At 36.2% G+C, this 16,103-nt stretch carries 14 protein-coding genes and 3 pseudogenes; 3 read left to right on the plus strand and 14 right to left on the minus strand.

The window, feature by feature from the left end:
* Positions 1 to 8: 8 nt before the first annotated feature.
* The 5 genes and pseudogenes from AAHI02_RS05570 to AAHI02_RS05590 form a co-directional block, all read right to left on the minus strand.
* Positions 9 to 380 (minus strand): annotated as a pseudogene (locus AAHI02_RS05570) (thrombospondin type 3 repeat-containing protein); the annotation flags it as partial.
* A 240-nt stretch (positions 381 to 620) separates the two neighbouring features.
* A complete protein-coding gene (locus AAHI02_RS05575; RefSeq protein ID WP_346985817.1) occupies positions 621 to 1,295 on the minus strand; it encodes a hypothetical protein in 675 nt (224 codons plus the stop codon).
* 1 nt (position 1,296) lies between these two features.
* On the minus strand, positions 1,297 to 1,728 hold the full coding sequence (locus tag AAHI02_RS05580; RefSeq protein ID WP_346985818.1) for a hypothetical protein: 432 nt from the start codon (positions 1,726 to 1,728) through the stop codon (positions 1,297 to 1,299).
* An 11-nt stretch (positions 1,729 to 1,739) separates the two neighbouring features.
* Positions 1,740 to 2,258: a sigma-70 family RNA polymerase sigma factor gene (locus tag AAHI02_RS05585; protein ID WP_346985819.1), complete on the minus strand. Its 519-nt coding sequence runs from the start codon at positions 2,256 to 2,258 to the stop codon at positions 1,740 to 1,742.
* A gap of 242 nt (positions 2,259 to 2,500) precedes the next feature.
* Positions 2,501 to 3,292, minus strand: a complete 792-nt coding sequence (locus AAHI02_RS05590; protein WP_346985820.1) for a GLPGLI family protein — start codon at positions 3,290 to 3,292, stop codon at positions 2,501 to 2,503.
* A gap of 739 nt (positions 3,293 to 4,031) precedes the next feature.
* Between AAHI02_RS05590 and AAHI02_RS05595 the strand changes: the two genes are divergently transcribed.
* A complete protein-coding gene (locus AAHI02_RS05595) occupies positions 4,032 to 5,234 on the plus strand; it encodes a C1 family peptidase (protein ID WP_346985821.1) in 1,203 nt (400 codons plus the stop codon).
* A 283-nt stretch (positions 5,235 to 5,517) separates the two neighbouring features.
* Here the strand turns inward: AAHI02_RS05595 and AAHI02_RS05600 are convergent, their stop codons facing one another.
* Entirely contained in the window at positions 5,518 to 6,579 is a 1,062-nt protein-coding gene (locus tag AAHI02_RS05600) for an NADH:flavin oxidoreductase (protein WP_346985822.1), read from the minus strand.
* A 269-nt stretch (positions 6,580 to 6,848) separates the two neighbouring features.
* Here AAHI02_RS05600 and AAHI02_RS05605 point away from each other — a divergent pair, with 269 nt between their 5' ends.
* Entirely contained in the window at positions 6,849 to 7,238 is a 390-nt protein-coding gene (locus AAHI02_RS05605; RefSeq protein ID WP_346985823.1) for a helix-turn-helix domain-containing protein, read from the plus strand.
* Positions 7,239 to 7,248: 10 nt separating this feature from the next.
* Here the strand turns inward: AAHI02_RS05605 and AAHI02_RS05610 are convergent, their stop codons facing one another.
* Positions 7,249 to 7,479, minus strand: a complete 231-nt coding sequence (locus AAHI02_RS05610) for a hypothetical protein (protein WP_346985824.1) — start codon at positions 7,477 to 7,479, stop codon at positions 7,249 to 7,251.
* Positions 7,480 to 7,684: 205 nt separating this feature from the next.
* Complete coding sequence (locus tag AAHI02_RS05615) at positions 7,685 to 10,117, minus strand: thiamine pyrophosphate-dependent enzyme (protein WP_346985825.1); 2,433 nt, start codon at positions 10,115 to 10,117, stop codon at positions 7,685 to 7,687.
* A 137-nt stretch (positions 10,118 to 10,254) separates the two neighbouring features.
* Between AAHI02_RS05615 and AAHI02_RS05620 the strand changes: the two genes are divergently transcribed.
* The gene (locus AAHI02_RS05620) at positions 10,255 to 10,548 is read left to right on the plus strand and encodes a hypothetical protein (RefSeq protein ID WP_346985826.1); all 294 of its coding nucleotides are present in this window, start codon (positions 10,255 to 10,257) and stop codon (positions 10,546 to 10,548) included.
* A 1-nt stretch (position 10,549) separates the two neighbouring features.
* Here AAHI02_RS05620 and AAHI02_RS05625 read toward each other — a convergent pair.
* From AAHI02_RS05625 to queA, 6 genes and pseudogenes are all read right to left on the minus strand, one after another.
* Positions 10,550 to 11,528, minus strand: a pseudogene (locus tag AAHI02_RS05625) (polyprenyl synthetase family protein).
* Positions 11,529 to 11,659: 131 nt separating this feature from the next.
* On the minus strand, positions 11,660 to 12,535 hold the full coding sequence (locus tag AAHI02_RS05630; RefSeq protein ID WP_346985827.1) for a hypothetical protein: 876 nt from the start codon (positions 12,533 to 12,535) through the stop codon (positions 11,660 to 11,662).
* 313 nt (positions 12,536 to 12,848) lie between these two features.
* A complete protein-coding gene (locus AAHI02_RS05635) occupies positions 12,849 to 13,310 on the minus strand; it encodes a sterol desaturase family protein (RefSeq protein ID WP_346985828.1) in 462 nt (153 codons plus the stop codon).
* Between the two features lie 13 nt (positions 13,311 to 13,323).
* Positions 13,324 to 13,788: a sterol desaturase family protein gene (locus AAHI02_RS05640; RefSeq protein WP_346985829.1), complete on the minus strand. Its 465-nt coding sequence runs from the start codon at positions 13,786 to 13,788 to the stop codon at positions 13,324 to 13,326.
* Between the two features lie 74 nt (positions 13,789 to 13,862).
* Positions 13,863 to 14,898, minus strand: a pseudogene (rlmN, locus tag AAHI02_RS05645) (23S rRNA (adenine(2503)-C(2))-methyltransferase RlmN).
* Between the two features lie 87 nt (positions 14,899 to 14,985).
* Positions 14,986 to 16,035, minus strand: a complete 1,050-nt coding sequence (gene queA / locus AAHI02_RS05650) for a tRNA preQ1(34) S-adenosylmethionine ribosyltransferase-isomerase QueA (protein WP_346985830.1) — start codon at positions 16,033 to 16,035, stop codon at positions 14,986 to 14,988.
* Between the last annotated feature and the right edge of the window lie 68 nt (positions 16,036 to 16,103).

A 16,103-nucleotide genomic window follows, 5' to 3' on the forward strand; every position in this document is an offset into this window, starting at 1 on the left:
GATTCAACCTCCATCGCCGTCACCATTTTAGGCTTTGGGCAGCCATTATATTCCGGAAGTCCGGGAACAGTAGGACAGGCATCATCTTTATCCAGAATGCCGTCGCCATCTGTATCCGGCCACGGACAGCCGTTGTTTTCTGCGGGTCCTGCAACAGTCGGGCAGGCATCGTCTTTATCTGTAACACCGTCTCCGTCTGTATCCGGCCACGGACAACCGTTATTTTCAACAGGCCCTGCAACATCTTTACACTGGTCATCCTTATCCGGAATACCGTCATTATCCATATCCGGCCACGGACAGCCTTTATTTTCAATAGGTCCTGCTGTGTCAGGACATTTGTCGCGGCTGTTTCTGATACCATCCTGATCCTTATCTTTTTCAACGCTGAACTTTTTTATTTCCTTTGATGCTGAAATAGTTTTTGTTTTACATCCTGCCAATAAAGCTATTGCAAATATCGTTGCACCTATTTTTTTCATATTGTTACTTTAAATTTAAACTTCTTATACAAAAGATTCATTTTATCGAGAAGGTTGCACTTTATCAGAAGAAAAAAAGAAACCTCCGTAGAAGTTTCTTATAAGATTTATATTGAAAGAATATTAGTTTTCAAATGGTTAAGGTTTATTTTCAGTTATATTCTCATTAAGAAGTTTTTTCAGTTTTTTCTTTTCTTTTCTGGAAATAGATTGGGTAATGACCACAATTACACCATTACGGGTTTTCTCTCCGGAAAATAAAAATGCTGCCCTATCACCTTTCAAGACAATTACCTCATCAATCTTTTTGGAATCTAAAGTTCTGAAAGTTTCCATATCAGAAACCTTACCGTCAATAACAACCATCGGGTTCTGATTCGTCTGAGCCGTTCCCCGGATACTGATGGAGCCCTCTGCCTTATTTGATCTTCTCGATTCAACATTGGTATGTAATCCCAGAGTTATTTTAAACCTACTCGTATCCGCTTTTTCAGCTAACCGGTTTTCTGTAACGGGATTAAATGCTAACGGTTTTTGCGATTTTGTGTAGACTTTATTATAAGATTTAATTTCCGTTTCTTTTTCTTTAAGATTGAATGCAAGATTTGAATAAGAGGATTCTGCAGTATCTCCCACCGTATTAAAACCGGAAACTTTCTGGCTTGAAGCCATGGCATTCATCGAAGCTTTTTCTTTTTTTATCCCTATGGCAATCACTTCTTCGATATTCTGACGTCTTAAACTATCCATCGCCATTATCTTTTGTTCCGCAGCCTGTGCAACCTCCTGATGAGATGCTATGGGAGTGCTCATTTCAGACATCGGAGAATATGAAAGAGCTGTCTTTTTTTGCAGATGCCTGATACGCTATTATTTTTTCTGATGATGCCGGTAAGGTTTTGTTTTTAATATTCATCTTTACCATACTGTCAATATTCTGCACAGATGCTGAAGGTTCAGCGGAAATATCCTCCCGAATACTCGTATTGGTTGCGATTACCTCATGTTCCGTTTCCTTATTTTCCTTTTCATGAGTAAAATAGAAAATCCCGGATACCATCAATAAGCTGGCAGCAATCCCGTAAGGGATCCAAACCGGAATAATTTTCCGTTTCTTCTCTTCCTTTTTGTCCAGTCTTTCCTCAACCTTCGCCCAAACTTTGTCAAACCCGGGAAAAGTCGCAGGTTCTTCCAAATTCTTAGAAGCTTCATTAAAAGTTTTATCGATATCGTGATTATTTTCCATTGTTGTCAAGTTTAAATGTTTTGATTCACCAGAAGTTCCTGAAGTTTTTTTCTTGCGAAATTGAGCTGTGATTTTGAGGTTCCTTCACTGATAGAAAGCATCACTGCAATTTCTTTGTGAGGATAGCCTTCGATGGCAAAAAGATTAAAGATAGCCCTGCACCCTTCCGGCAGAAAGTTCAGGAGACTGAGGATATCCTTTTCAAAAGAAATATTTTCAATTGCCGTATCGGTAAAACTTACATGATTCTCTTCCAGCGAAATATGCAGCTTTTTCGTAGCCCTAAGCTTCTGCAGACATTCATTGACGGCAATTTTTCTGGCCCACGCTTCAAAAACATCCGGCTGATGAAGCTGATCTATTTTAGTAAAGATCTTATAAAAAGTGTCGGCCAGAACTTCTTCGATATCTTCGTCGTTTTTCAGATAGCGTTTGCAAACCGAGTACAGTTTTCCTGCCATCTTTTCGTAGACTTTCCGCTGCGCATTGCGGTCATTCCGCTGACATTCCAATAATAGCTCTCGTTCCATACATCAGGATTTATATCTACATAGATGCAGAAGATTGTAAAAAGGTTGGAAACATAGTAAACTTTTTTAAAAAATAAATGAATTCAGTGAACTATGGAGGATTATTCTAATTGTTAAATAATATTAAATTAAAAAAAACCTTAAAAAAGGTTTTACGTAGGGTTTTGCATCTTTCAAATGGATTATCAAATTGCAGTAAAATAAAACCACAAAAAAGTTTCTAATCGATAAAAACGCTCAACTTAATCTAAATGATTATTGTTTTTCCGGTGCATTTTTGTAATCCTTTCAATTTGATCTTTTGGAGTCTGTTTCCCTGTTGCAACAAAATAGGCTCCTGCGGGATCATTTTGGAAATCATTTCTTTTTTTCAAAAACCTTTCATAATTTGTACTTATCTCACCTCTTATAGGTGCTATAAGCTGATTTAAATCTTTTAACTTTACTAATGTAAAATGGAAATAGTGTTTATCATCGTACGCCTCTACTACTAAACCTGGCAATCCTTTAAAAGTGTAAGGTCCTTCTGAAATGGGAATTTCATCTGTGTACCATGCTGTAATATTTTTATTCCGATATTTACCAATTGCCTTTCTACATGTATAAGTGCTGATTGTTTTTGATTCATTAACTAATGTCCACTTAATCTTTTGATCATTTTCGTATTTGTAGTACACTCCTAAAATTTTATCAAAAATCTCCATTTTTTCACCAACTTTGAAAACTTCGGGAATAAAATAAGCTCTTGGAATACGCGAAAAATCTATTATAATTTTTCCGTTAACTGGATTTGCCATACTATTTTTTGTTGATTCTTTTGTTAATGAATCATATATTGCCTTTTGATCACTTTTGAAAACTGAAGAATTTTTTCCTATCCATAATCCCGTCATTTCTTCCTTTTTTGTATTAATATCAGTAGTATCAATTAAAAAGGTAGTGAGGTAATTACATTTTATATTAGAGTGTTCAAGTTCTTGACAAAGAAGGAACTTCGATAATATTAGACAAATTATAAGAATGGATTTTCGCATGGTTTAAATTTACGATTATTTGAAAGTCCCGGCATTAAACCGAGACTTCTTTAAGTTATAGAAATATTAGCCACAAAAAAATTCAATCATCAATACTCCATTCTGATTAACACAATTCCAAGCATCTTCCCATGTTGCAGTGCCACTGCCCGGACCCCAACATTGTGTGTCTGTAACATATGTTTCTGTACAAGGAATATACATTGCATATTCATAACAATTCATTTTTTTCAGAATCATTGTTTGTAGATGCTTTAGATTCTTTCACAGCTTCTTTTTTCTCCTTCTTTAGTTGATTTGATTTCTTCTGTGCCTTTTGCACTTACTAATACAGTCGCAACGAATGCGCTTAATAGAATAGTTTTTTTCATGGAATTAATTTTTGTTCAATAAAAACTAACACTTTAAATTTTAGAGACTTTATATAAACTCTATTAAATGTTGTATTATTTTCATCCATATACTTGAAATAGTTTATCTTATAAATATAGATTACATTCGTAAATATCCACTAAAAAAATAACAAAGCATCATGTGAAATATTTATAGCTTTGTCTAAACTATATGAAGCATCCGCCAAAGTATATAAAGCATCGGAAAAAATAGATATAACATCGGCAATGAAAATTTTACCAATCTCTTTATCTTTTCATAAAAAACCATAAACAGATTTAACCTTTTCGCCTGTAACAAATCTTTACTATGAACGACTATTCGTATAAATAATCTTTTTACAGTAATGAAAAATACCAGATTTGTATCATTACTTTTTGTTTTGTCTGCAGGAAGTATGATGTTTGCTCAGGATGACTTAATCAACAAGTTAAAAAACAATCAGTCTCAAAATGCCAATTTCCAGTTCACCACGTTGAAAGACGTTGGAGCTACTTCAGTTAAAAACCAGGGTTCTTCAGGAACGTGCTGGAGCTATTCGGGAAACTCTTTCCTTGAATCTGAAATGCAGAGAATGGGTAAAAAACCTGTTGATCTCGCCGAAATTTTTACTGCGAGAAATTCTTACCATGATAAAGCGAAATTATATGTTTTAAACAACGGAGCGATCAGCTGGGGCGACGGTGGAGAATTGCATGATGTGATCAATATGTACAAAAAATACGGAGCCGTTCCTCAGGATGCCTATACAGGATTGAAGCAGGGACAGACAACGAATAATTTCTCTGAAATGCAGGGTAAATTAAAACCTGTTTTAGACAGTCTTGTTCAGGCTGGAGCTAAAGGAAAGCTTACCGACAACTGGATGTCTTCCGTAGATGCTATTCTGGATCAATATTTAGGAAAAGTTCCTTCTAATTTTACCTATGAAGGAAAATCTTACACTCCTCAAACATTTGCAAAAGAAGTCGTAGGAATTAATCCTGAAGATTATGTAGAAATTTCTTCTTATAAAGATTATCCATATTATCAGAAATTCGTAGTGCCAATTCCTGACAACTGGAGCCATGATTCTGACTGGAATGTTCCGATGAAAGACTTAACAGCAATTGTTGATAACGCCGTAAATAAAGGATATTCTGTAGGTTGGGCAACTGATGTTTCGGAACCTTATTTCTCTTACAAAAACGGTGTAGCTTATGTTCCGGATATGGATCTGGATCAGATCAGCAAAGACAATAAAGCAACACTCTTCACAGAGCCTAAAAAAGATAAAACCATCACGGAAGATATGCGTCAGCGGGCTTTGAATAATCTTTCTACTACCGACGACCACGGTATGCACATCGTAGGACTTGCGAAAGACCAAAGCGGAAAAGAATATTATATGGTGAAAAACTCATGGGGCGTAACGAATGATTTCGAAGGGTATATCTATGTGACAAGACCTTATGTTGAGTATAAATCAACAGCAATTCTGGTTCATAAAGATGCGCTTCCAAAAAGCATCAAAAAACAATTAAAACCAACCAAAAATATTGGCTTGTAAATGATCCACTTTTGTCATGTTTAAATGACAATTTTAGATATTTTAAATCTGTTAAAAAACCGTTTTCAAATTTGAAAACGGTTTTTTAACCAGAATATTGCGGCTTTTGCAAACAATCAAAAACCGCCTCAGAAAATCTCTGAAGCGGTTTTGTAAAAAAATTTAAATAGGTAATCAAGATATGTAAATAATCAACAGTGAATTTTACTTTGTAGTGAATAGTTGATTGTCAATTCAGAAATAAAATCGACAGCAAAGCAGCTTCACTATTGACCATTAACTTTTAATATAATACCCCAAGACTTTCTGCTGAAAAATCAAGCAATGCTTCGGTATTTTGCTCTTTAATTTTCTTTACCCATTCCGGATCCTGAAGGATGGCGCGGCCAACCGCAACGAGATCAAAGTCACCCCTTTCCAGTCTGCGTGTTAGTTCTGTTAGATCCTCTTTTTCAGTTCCCTGTCCTGAAAAGGAACCTGTGACATCTCCTTTAAGACCGACAGATCCTACTGTAATCGTAGGCTGTCCTGTTATTTTTTTTGCCCATCCTGCGAAATTCAGGTCAGAACCTTCAAATTCCGCTTCCCAGAATCTTCGCTGCGAACAGTGGAAAATATCAACACCTGCTTCTTTTAACGGCAATAGCCACTCTTCCATTTCTTCCGGAGTACTCGCCAATTTTGTCGAATAGTCCTGCTGCTTCCATTGAGAAAGACGGATAATGATCGTAAAATCCGCTCCTACTGCAGCTCTGATGGCTTTTACAACATCTACAGCAAACCGGCTTCTTTCCTTAATGGTTTTTCCACCGTATTCATCTGTTCTGGTATTGGTAACCTCCCAGAAAAACTGATCAATAAGATACCCATGCGCTCCGTGAATTTCCAAAACATCAAATCCAAGATCTTTAGCCGATTTTGCAGAAGCTGCAAACTGAGCAATCGTATCCTGAATATCATCCAAAGTCATCGTTGAAGCTTTTTCCATATCCTCCAAAGGATAATCTGGCGTACTTCTCGTATCTCCTACATGCCAGATCTGGGGTCCCATTTTTCCACCATTTTCATGTACAGCATCAATCACATTTTTCCATCCGTTCAATGCTTCAGTACCATAAAAATCAGGGATATTCTGCATATTTTTTGAAGCCGGCCTGTTGATGACTGTTCCTTCAGAAATAATTAATCCAACTTCAGCAACTGCTCTTCTTGCATAATAATCTGCAATCTGCTGCGTTGGAACTCCGTTATCCGATTGTGCTCTCGTCATCGGAGCCATTACGATTCTATTTTTTAGTTCTAAATTCTTGTATTTAAAAGGTTCAAATAATGATTCTGTGCTCATCTTTAACTTACTATTTTATAATTGTTACACAAAGTAACTAATAATAGTTCGCATTTGTATCTCTAAAAGAAAAAAAGTGGTAACTTTGCGGTAACTGATGATGGTAACGTGGAGGTAACGGTAAGGCTGAGATAGAGGTTGAGAGGCTTATAGTACCCTCTTATACGTAGAACGGCTTTGTGAAACTTTAAACAGTTAGTAGATAGAAATCCTTGTGAACTTCGTGTTCATAAAAAAGATCAATCAGCAAAAATTAGAAATAAACCTTTATGAAAAAGAACGAATTAATGCAATACAGCTGTCCGTTGGGCAAAGCAATGTCTGCCTTGGGAAGCAAATGGAAACCGATCATTGTTTTGGTTATTAAAGACCGGAAATTACGTTTTGGTGAACTTGCGGTGCGCATTAATGTTATTTCCAGAAAAGTTCTTACCGATCAGCTTCGGGAAATGGAATCCGACGGACTGGTAATTCGTGAAGAGTTTAAAGAAATCCCACCTAGGGTAGAATATTCACTTACGGAGAAAGGCTTGGCATTGTTACCCATTTTGTATCAATTGGAAGAATGGGAAATGAAATATCATGTTTATGATCCGGAAAAAGAGAAGGCTTGTAAAACTCTTTTAGAAAGTAAGAAAACCAAAAAAGCTGTTGTTTGATGGTTTTTTATTATTTATTAAATAATATTTTGTTAAACTTAATTTCAATGCGTTCAGGATACTTTCCGCCAAAGTAATTTACAAAGCCATTTGCGATTATTGCTTTTGAACCAGCTTCTGGAGCTAAACCATCATAGTTGAAATAAACTGTATCATTCTTCAATTTATATTTCCCTGAATATATATCATTACCTCTTACCAATCCATTGGAAATAAATTCAAAACTTTTATCATCATACATTTTTAGATATATCCAGCCTAGAGGAGCTTCTCTATCAGCAAGTAAAACTTCTTTTCTATCTTTTTTTGCATCCTGTCATTAACAACATAAGAGACAAGATATAAAATTTTAAATTTCATGGTTTTTGAATCTGATAATCAAATATAGATTAAAAAAACCACTCCCAAAAAAAGAAGCGGTTTCAAAATTTATCTAAAAGTTCCAGTTAAAATATCGCAGGATATTTCTGAGGATTTGTTTCATTAAACAGGGCGTAGATTTTCTCTACCATATCGTCTGCGGATGGCTTACTGAAATAATCTCCGTCACTTGCATAAGCCGGTCTGTGATCATTGGCAGAAATCGTCAACGGATCAGAATCCAGGAATCTGAAGGCTTTTTGTTTTTCTAAAATCTGCTGAAGAATAAATGCTGAAGTTCCGCCTTCCACATCTTCGTCAATGACAACCAATCGGTTGGTTTTCTGTACAGATCCAGCGATTTCATGGGTCAAATCAAAAGGAATTAATGACTGAACATCAATAACTTCCGCAGAAATTCCCAGTTTTTCCAATTCTTCTGCTGCTTCCATGACAATTCTCCAGGTAGAACCGTACGTCACCAAAGTAACATCTTTTCCTTCTTTTGTCACCTCGATTTTTCCGACAGGAACAGTGAATTCACCTAAATTATCAGGTTGTTTTTCTTTTAATCGGTATCCATTTAAACATTCAACAATTACCGCAGGATCGTCGCTCTGAAGAATGGTATTGTAGAATCCGGCAGCTTTTGTAAGGTTTCTCGGAACCAATACTAGAATTCCTTTAGAAAGATTTAGAATCCCCGCCATCGGAGAACCTGAATGCCACACCCCTTCCAGTCTGTGACCTCTCGTTCTGATGATAACAGGCGCTTTCTGACCTCCTTTTGTTCTGTATTGAACCGTTGCCAGATCATCGCTCATTCCTTGTAAACAGTACAAGATATAATCTAAATATTGGATTTCGGCGATCGGTCTTAAACCTCTCATCGCCATACCGATTCCCTGTCCTAAGATCGTCGCTTCACGGATTCCCGTATCGGCAACACGAACATCGCCATATTTTTCCTGCATTCCTTCAAGCCCCTGGTTTACGTCACCGATATTTCCGGCATCTTCACCAAATACCAAGGTTTCAGGATATTTTTCGAAAATCTTGTCGAAATTATTTCGTACCACTACTCTTCCGTCTACATCTTCAGAAGCATCAGAATAGATCGGTTTGATTTCTTTTACGTTTTCAGCTTTCCACTGAGACTGAGAGTATAAATGAGAAGAATAATTATCTTTTTCCACCTCAAAAATCTCATTGTATTTCTGCATCAATTTATTTCTTTCTACAGAATTTGTTCCTCTTGTTGCCAATAAAGATCTTCTCACCAAATGGAAAACATCTTTTTTCGCCTTGGAAACCAATTTATTAAACTGAATGATATAATTTTCAATTTCAGTATGCTGACCTTTAAGATTTTCAACTAAAGGTAAAACAGAATGAACTAAATCTACAATTGTTTTCTGATAATTTTCCCAAGCAGCTTTCTGCCCGGCTTTCACCGTTCTTTTAGCCTCTTCATCGATCGCGTCAAGTTCTTCAGCAGTTGCCAGAACTTCTTCATGACCGTCAATTTCAATTGAATAATTTAATATCCATTCTTTGAATTTAACCAAACCATCGAATTGAGATTCCCAAGCCAGACGCTCTTCATTTTTATATCTCTCGTGAGATCCTGAAGTAGAATGCCCCTGAGGCTGTGTAACTTCTATAACATGTACCACTACCGGAACACTTTCAACTCTCGCAAACTGCTCTGCTCTGGCGTAGGCATCCAGCAATGAAGGATAATCCCAAGCCTTAACCTGAATAATTTCACATCCCTGGAATTCACCTTCCTTTCTCTGGAAACCGCTCAGCATTTCAGCAATATCGGCTTTGGCTCTTTGCTTCATGGTAGGAACTGAAATTCCATAACCATCATCCCAGATTGAAACAATCATCGGAACCTGAAGCGCGCAGGCGGCATTCAATGTTTCCCAGAAGTGACCTTCCGCAGTAGAAGCATCACCAATCGTTCCGAAAGCAATTTCATTACCTTCTTTTGAGAATTTTTCTGAACCGTCAAATTTTACGGTTTTGTATATTTTGGAAGCCTGTGCCAATCCTAATAATCTTGGCATCTGTCCGGCAGTCGGAGAAATATCGGATGAAATATTTTTCTGAGCCGTTAAATCTTTCCAGCTTCCGTCTTCATTTAAACTTCTTGTTGCGAAGTGTCCATTCATCTGTCTTCCCGCAGAAGCAGGCTCTCTTTCAACACTTGTATCTGCATACAGCTGAGCAAAGAAACTTTCAACAGTTAATGCATTAACAGCTAATGCAAAGGTCTGATCTCTGTAATATCCCGAACGGAAGTCTCCATTTTTGAAAACTTTCGCCATTGCAAGCTGAGGAAGTTCCTTACCATCCCCAAAAATACCAAATTTAGCTTTTCCCGTAAGAACTTCTCTTCTGCCTAGATAAGACATTTCGCGAGAAACCCTTCCTAACTTATAATCTCCAAGTATTTGATTTTTAAAGTCTTGAAAGGAAATTTGCTGTGTTTCAATATAGGTTGTCTGCATAGCCCGATAAAAAATTTTATAATTCTTGAAGTATTTTGCTAATATACACTTTTTAAATTAATTTTAATTTTTAATAATCTTTTTTAAAAATTTGATAATAAAAAAAATTGTATTTATATTGAAAAAAAATTGTAAAGATGGAAAAGAAGTCCACGCATATTCTGAACGCTTCGAGCAATCTTTTGGGGTTTTCACTGGTCATTATTACTTCCCTAAAGATCACTAAGATCAGTCACAGTACGCATTTGGATGAATTTGCAGGTATTGCCTGCCTTTTTTTTGCGTTCAGCTGTTTTTTCTCTTTTCTGGCGATAAGATCTCAGCAGGAAAAGCAGGGGCTTAGGTTTGAAACTATTGCGGATTATTTATTTTTAATCGCTTTATTTTGTATAGTTTTAGCTGTAATTATTGTGACGATGGAAATAATTTAATTTAAAATTTTCGCTCAATCACATAATCCAGCATAATATGTAAAGATTTTTTGGCTTCAGAATCAGGAAACTCGTTGAGAATATCTTTGGCTTTTTGCTGAAAATTTTTCATGACAGAAATTGCATAATCAAGGCCGCCGGAATTTTTAACGAAACTGATCAGTTCTTTTACCCGTTTCTGATCGTTATTATACCGTTTTATCGTATCGAAATAGTATTTTCGGTCTTTCTCACTCGCCATTTTTAATGTAAAAATCAACGGTAACGTCATCTTCTTTTTCTTTAATATCAATTCCTACCGGTTTTCCGATGACATTAGAAGTCAGATAATCGAAAAGGTCGTCTTTGATCTGGAATGCCATTCCGGTATAGGTTCCGAAATCCATCATTTTTTTAGCAAGTATTTCGTCTGCATTGTTTGACAATACACCAATCTCACAGCAGGCAGCGATTAAAGTAGCTGTTTTCTGGCGGATAATTTCGTAGTAAACGTCTTCCGTAATATCCAGTCTTCTCGCTTTTTCAAGCTGTAAAAGTTCGCCTTCCGACATTTCACGAATCGTTCTTGAAATCACACCCAGCAAATCATAATCTTTATGGTCGGTAGACAGTAAAACAGATTTTGACAAAAGATAATCTCCCACCAAGACCGCGATTTTATTTTTCCATAACGCATTGATTGAAAAGAAATTACGTCGTTTAAAACTTTCATCTACCACATCATCATGAACCAAAGTTGCCGTATGAATAAGTTCGATCATAGAAGCACCGCGATACGTTTTTTCATTGACCTCACCTATAAGTTTCGCACAAAGAAAAACGAACATGGGGCGCATCTGTTTCCCTTTTGTAGTAACGATAAAACGCGTGACTTTATCTAATAAAGGTACTTTACTCTGCATGGATTCATAAAACTTTTGTTCGAAAAGTTTCATTTCCTCATTGATCGGTCGCTTGATTTCTTCTACAGTGTTCGCCACAATCTTTGAATGATGGATAAATTAGTAATTCCCACAAAGATAATTTTTTTCAGCCAATTTAATAGAAATTAATATGAATATGATTCATCAATAATCTCAATTTTAGATAAAAAAGCGAAAAAAATTAATTATTATTTAAGTTTATCTTTGGGAATAAAATAAAGACTCTGTTTTGATCCCCCTAATGGCGAATGAAACTTTTCACCGGAGATATAAATTCCGCTGTCATCCACAGCAATTCCTTCAATCTGGCCAATGGATAAAGCGCTTCCTAAATAATATCTTTTGGGAGCCTCATTGAAAAAGATTCCGGGAGCGGTTTCATTAAAAATATTTAAAAAAACTTCTGTTTTCTTTGTATAGCCTATGAGGTATAGTTTTTTATCGAAATAAGAAGCATCAGTAACCACAAAATTCGTTTTGAAAACTTCTGTTTTCTGAGCTTCCTGCTTATTCGGACGGTCGGGATTAATAATATAATGCGTAGTAGATTTTGAATTCCATTCCTTGGTAAAAAGGTGGATTTTTCCATTCAGATAGATCATCGCTTCGGCATCAAAATCAGTAAAAGTATTCTTGGAAACAAACTCTTTCTGCTCAGGATATTCAAAGGAAATCAAGCTCATTGAGGCATTTTCAGATAAATTATCATTAAAAGGTATCTTGTAGATTTCAAGATCTTTTCGTGTTCCGCTGTTATTTCCGAAATCTCCGATATAAAAACTCTGCCCGTCATTGGTTAAAGCTTCCCAGTCTTTATTTTTACCGTTGATTTCTATTGTACTTATAATTGCTCCTGTTGTTTTATCCAGTTCAAAAAGCTCGGGAGCATTTCCACTATCATTGAATGTATAAAGCTTTCCATTCATTAAGCTAAGACCGGACGTTTCATTAATTCTCTCATCCAGATAACTTATTCTGTATTTTCTGATTTTAAAAATAGCAGACTGCTGAGCAGACAGAACAGTGGAAATTGTAATGACAAAAACCAGAAATATTTTTTTCATTTTGTAAAAATATTATAAATGACCTCTTTTTTTTGTTAATTCAAATTTATATAACAAAGAATCTTTTTTTAACGCAGTGTGCGCAAAGACTTTATCTTAAATAATTCTGTGTATTTTTCGTTCGCAAAGGCGTTAACACTCAGCAAATGATAGCAAAATCTAATATTAAATTATAATTTGTCTTTTTAATAAGCGGTGTTTCACACAATAAAGTTTTGAAGGATTGATATGCATAAGCCAATAAAAATACTGACAAAATCCGCCTGAATTGATTATATAGATTTTATTGAAAATTAATTAATGATATAAAAAATTAGGCTATTTTTTTATGTGGTTTTGGATTTTTCTTATTCTTCTTTGCCCAGTAGTCCTTTTGATATTGTCTCACTGTTTTTCCTGTTCCGTCATGCCGCCATCCGGGAGAATTAAAAATATAATTGATTCTGTCTGAGAATTTTAAACCAGGCTGTTTAATATCTTTCAAGATTTTTCGCCATTCGTACAAAAGAACGGTATCCGGTTTATTGTCAGGCATTTTTGGGTAAATTCCGTATTTCACAGGCACATTTGGATCTTCTTTTTCAAAAGTTCCGAAAACTTTATCCCAGATAATCAGGCACATCCCCATGTTTCTGTCCAGATACTTAATATTGCAGGCATGATGAACACGATGATGAGAAGGAGTAACCAATATGTATTCAAGAATACCCATACTTTTTACCGTCTGGGTATGAACCCAGGTTCCATAGACCTGCCCTATTGCATAAACAACCATAATATGCCAGGGATTAAACCCTAAAAAAAGCTAACGGAGAAAAATATAAATATCTGTAAAGAGGCTGCAGAACAGGACTTCTGAAGCCTGTCGTCAGATTGAAATATTCTGAATTATGATGCGTAATATGAACAGCCCAGAATGCTCTTGAATGATGATCGACGTAATGAAGAACATAGTAAGCGAAATCCGTTACCACAAAACAGATCAACCAATACCAGCCCGTAAATTCCCATGAAAAAAGCCTGTGATTGAAAAAGAAAAACATGACACCCATCGCAAAGGCCTTCATGACAAGGTCCAGGCCAAAGTTGAGCAAAGCAAGGTAGACACTTGTTGCCACATCTTTACCATTGTAGAGTTTGGCTTCTGCGACGTGACTGTAAATCATCTCTGCGAGAATAATTGTAGCGTGAACCGGAATTGACCAGGCATAGACGTTTTCAAGACCGTCTTTACCCATAAAATAATCCATCATTGTCACCTGATTTTGTACAAAGGTAGGATTTTAAGAAAATGTTAAGGATTTTTTTTGATTTTTTTAATGAAATTTTAATCCACAGTTTTATTGGCGAGCTGGCCGCAAGCTGCATCAATATCTCCTCCACGGCTTTTTCTTACCATACAGACAATTCCTGCATTTTCAAGCTGACGAATATAGTTTTCTTCTGCCTGTTTATTGCACTGATCGTACTTGCCGTCACCAATAGGATTATATTGAATTAAATTAACTTTAGAAGGAACCTGCTTGCAATATTTTATCAACGCTTTAATATCTTCATCACCATCGTTGATTCCTTTCCAGACACAATATTCAAAAGTAATAACTGAACCTGTTTTCTGATACCAATATTGAAGTGCTTCCATAATATCCGTTAAAGGAAACTTATCAGAGAAAGGCATAATCTCATTGCGTTTTGATTCGATGGCAGAGTGAAGTGATAGCGCAAGTTTTACCCTCAAATCATCATCAGCAAGCATCTTGATCATTTTGGGAATTCCTGATGTGGAAACAGTAATTCTTCTCGGAGACATCCCCAAACCTTCAGGCTGGGTGATTTTCCTGATCGCTTCCACAACATTTTTGTAGTTCATCATCGGCTCTCCCATTCCCATAAAAACAATATTGGAAAGCGGTCTGTTGAAATACATTTTACTCTGGCTGTCGATTAGGGCAACCTGATCCACAATCTCGGCAACTTCAAGATTTCTCATTCTTTTGAGTCTTGCGGTTGCGCAGAATTCACAGTTTAATGAACAGCCAACCTGCGAAGAAACACAAGCTGTCGTTCTGGTTTCTGTTGGAATTAAAACTGATTCAACCAATAAACCGTCGTGCAGTTTAACGCCATTTTTAATAGTTCCGTCTGTACTTTTTTTGGAGCTGATCTACGGAAACCGGATTGATGGTGTACTCTTCAGAGATTCTTTCGCGAAGAGTTTTCGAAAGATTCGTCATCTCATCAATCGAATGGAGGTTTTTACTCCAAAGCCAGTCGTACACCTGTTTCGCACGGAAAGGCTTTTCTCCCAAAGAAGCAAAATAATCTTTGAGCTGATCGAGTGATAAAGTTCTGATGTCTTTCATATAGGTAGTTAATTGTTAATGGTTGATAGTTGATAGTTGTCAGTAAATAGTGAAAACTATCAACTGACAACCAACAACTTACAACTATTATAAAATTAGCATCGCATCACCGTACGAGTAAAATTTATACTTCTCTTTTACGGCTTCTTCGTAGGCGTGCATGATAAAATCTCTTCCTGCAAATGCCGCGATCATCATGATTAATGTAGATTTTGGCGTATGGAAATTCGTAATCATACAATTAGCAACTCCAAAATCGTGTGGCGGATAAATGAACTTATTCGTCCATCCGTGGAATGCTGATATTTTTTTATTTGAGGAAACTGAAGTTTCCAGTGTTCTCATTGTTGTTGTTCCTACAGCACAAACTCTTCTGTGAGAGTCTACTGCATTATTGATGATCTGAGCATTTTTCTCATCAATAAAAATTTCTTCAGACTCCATTTTATGCTTGGAAAGGTCTTCTACCTCAATCGGGTTGAAAGTTCCCAAACCAACGTGAAGCGTTACCTCAGCAAAATCGATTCCTTTGATTTCCAGTCTCTTCATAAGATGTCTTGAAAAGTGAAGACCTGCAGTAGGTGCAGCAACAGCTCCTTCTACTTTGGCGTAGATCGTCTGGTATCTTTCAGCATCTTCCGGCTCAACTTCTCTTTTAATATATTTCGGAAGCGGAGTTTCTCCCAATTCTTTCAATTTTGATCTGAATTCTTCGTAAGAACCGTCAAATAAAAATCTTAATGTTCTTCCTCTTGAAGTCGTATTATCAATAACTTCCGCTACCAAAGATTCGTCTTCAGTAAAGAATAATTTATTTCCGATTCTGATTTTTCTGGCAGGATCTACCAAAACGTCCCAAACACGGGTTTCTTTATCAAGCTCTCTCAATAGGAAAACTTCAATTTTTGCTCCTGTTTTTTCTTTATTTCCATAAAGGCGCGCCGGGAAAACCTTAGTATTATTAAAGATAAAAAGATCTCCTTCATCAAAATAATCAACAACATCCTTAAAGAGTTTGTGTTCGATGGTTTGTGTCTTTCTGTCCAAAACCATTAATCTCGCTTCGTCTCTGTGTTCGGATGGGTGTTCTGCCAATAATTCTGCAGGAAGATCAAAATTAAAATCTGATGTTTTCATTTTTTAAATTACGGTTTAAAAATTATCAAATTACAAGGTGTAATTTTCGGACTGCAAATATACGACAT

This window comes from Chryseobacterium sp. POE27 (assembly GCF_039727685.1).
Lineage (GTDB): Bacteria > Bacteroidota > Bacteroidia > Flavobacteriales > Weeksellaceae > Chryseobacterium.

Bases quoted from the DNA above. Each gene is read 5' to 3' on its own strand.
- AAHI02_RS05605 (WP_346985823.1), top strand. From the start codon at position 6,849: ATGAAAAAGAACGAATTAATGCAATACAGCTGTCCGTTGGGCAAAGCA.
- AAHI02_RS05635 (WP_346985828.1), bottom strand. From the start codon at position 13,310: ATGGTTGTTTATGCAATAGGGCAGGTCTATGGAACCTGGGTTCATACC.
- AAHI02_RS05575 (WP_346985817.1), bottom strand. From the start codon at position 1,295: ATGAGCACTCCCATAGCATCTCATCAGGAGGTTGCACAGGCTGCGGAA.
- AAHI02_RS05590 (WP_346985820.1), bottom strand. From the start codon at position 3,292: ATGCGAAAATCCATTCTTATAATTTGTCTAATATTATCGAAGTTCCTT.
- AAHI02_RS05610 (WP_346985824.1), bottom strand. From the start codon at position 7,479: ATGTATGATGATAAAAGTTTTGAATTTATTTCCAATGGATTGGTAAGA.
- queA (WP_346985830.1), bottom strand. From the start codon at position 16,035: ATGAAAACATCAGATTTTAATTTTGATCTTCCTGCAGAATTATTGGCA.
- AAHI02_RS05615 (WP_346985825.1), bottom strand. From the start codon at position 10,117: ATGCAGACAACCTATATTGAAACACAGCAAATTTCCTTTCAAGACTTT.
- AAHI02_RS05595 (WP_346985821.1), top strand. From the start codon at position 4,032: ATGAAAAATACCAGATTTGTATCATTACTTTTTGTTTTGTCTGCAGGA.
- AAHI02_RS05600 (WP_346985822.1), bottom strand. From the start codon at position 6,579: ATGAGCACAGAATCATTATTTGAACCTTTTAAATACAAGAATTTAGAA.
- AAHI02_RS05630 (WP_346985827.1), bottom strand. From the start codon at position 12,535: ATGAAAAAAATATTTCTGGTTTTTGTCATTACAATTTCCACTGTTCTG.
- AAHI02_RS05620 (WP_346985826.1), top strand. From the start codon at position 10,255: ATGGAAAAGAAGTCCACGCATATTCTGAACGCTTCGAGCAATCTTTTG.
- AAHI02_RS05580 (WP_346985818.1), bottom strand. From the start codon at position 1,728: ATGGAAAATAATCACGATATCGATAAAACTTTTAATGAAGCTTCTAAG.
- AAHI02_RS05585 (WP_346985819.1), bottom strand. From the start codon at position 2,258: ATGGAACGAGAGCTATTATTGGAATGTCAGCGGAATGACCGCAATGCG.
- AAHI02_RS05640 (WP_346985829.1), bottom strand. From the start codon at position 13,788: ATGATGGATTATTTTATGGGTAAAGACGGTCTTGAAAACGTCTATGCC.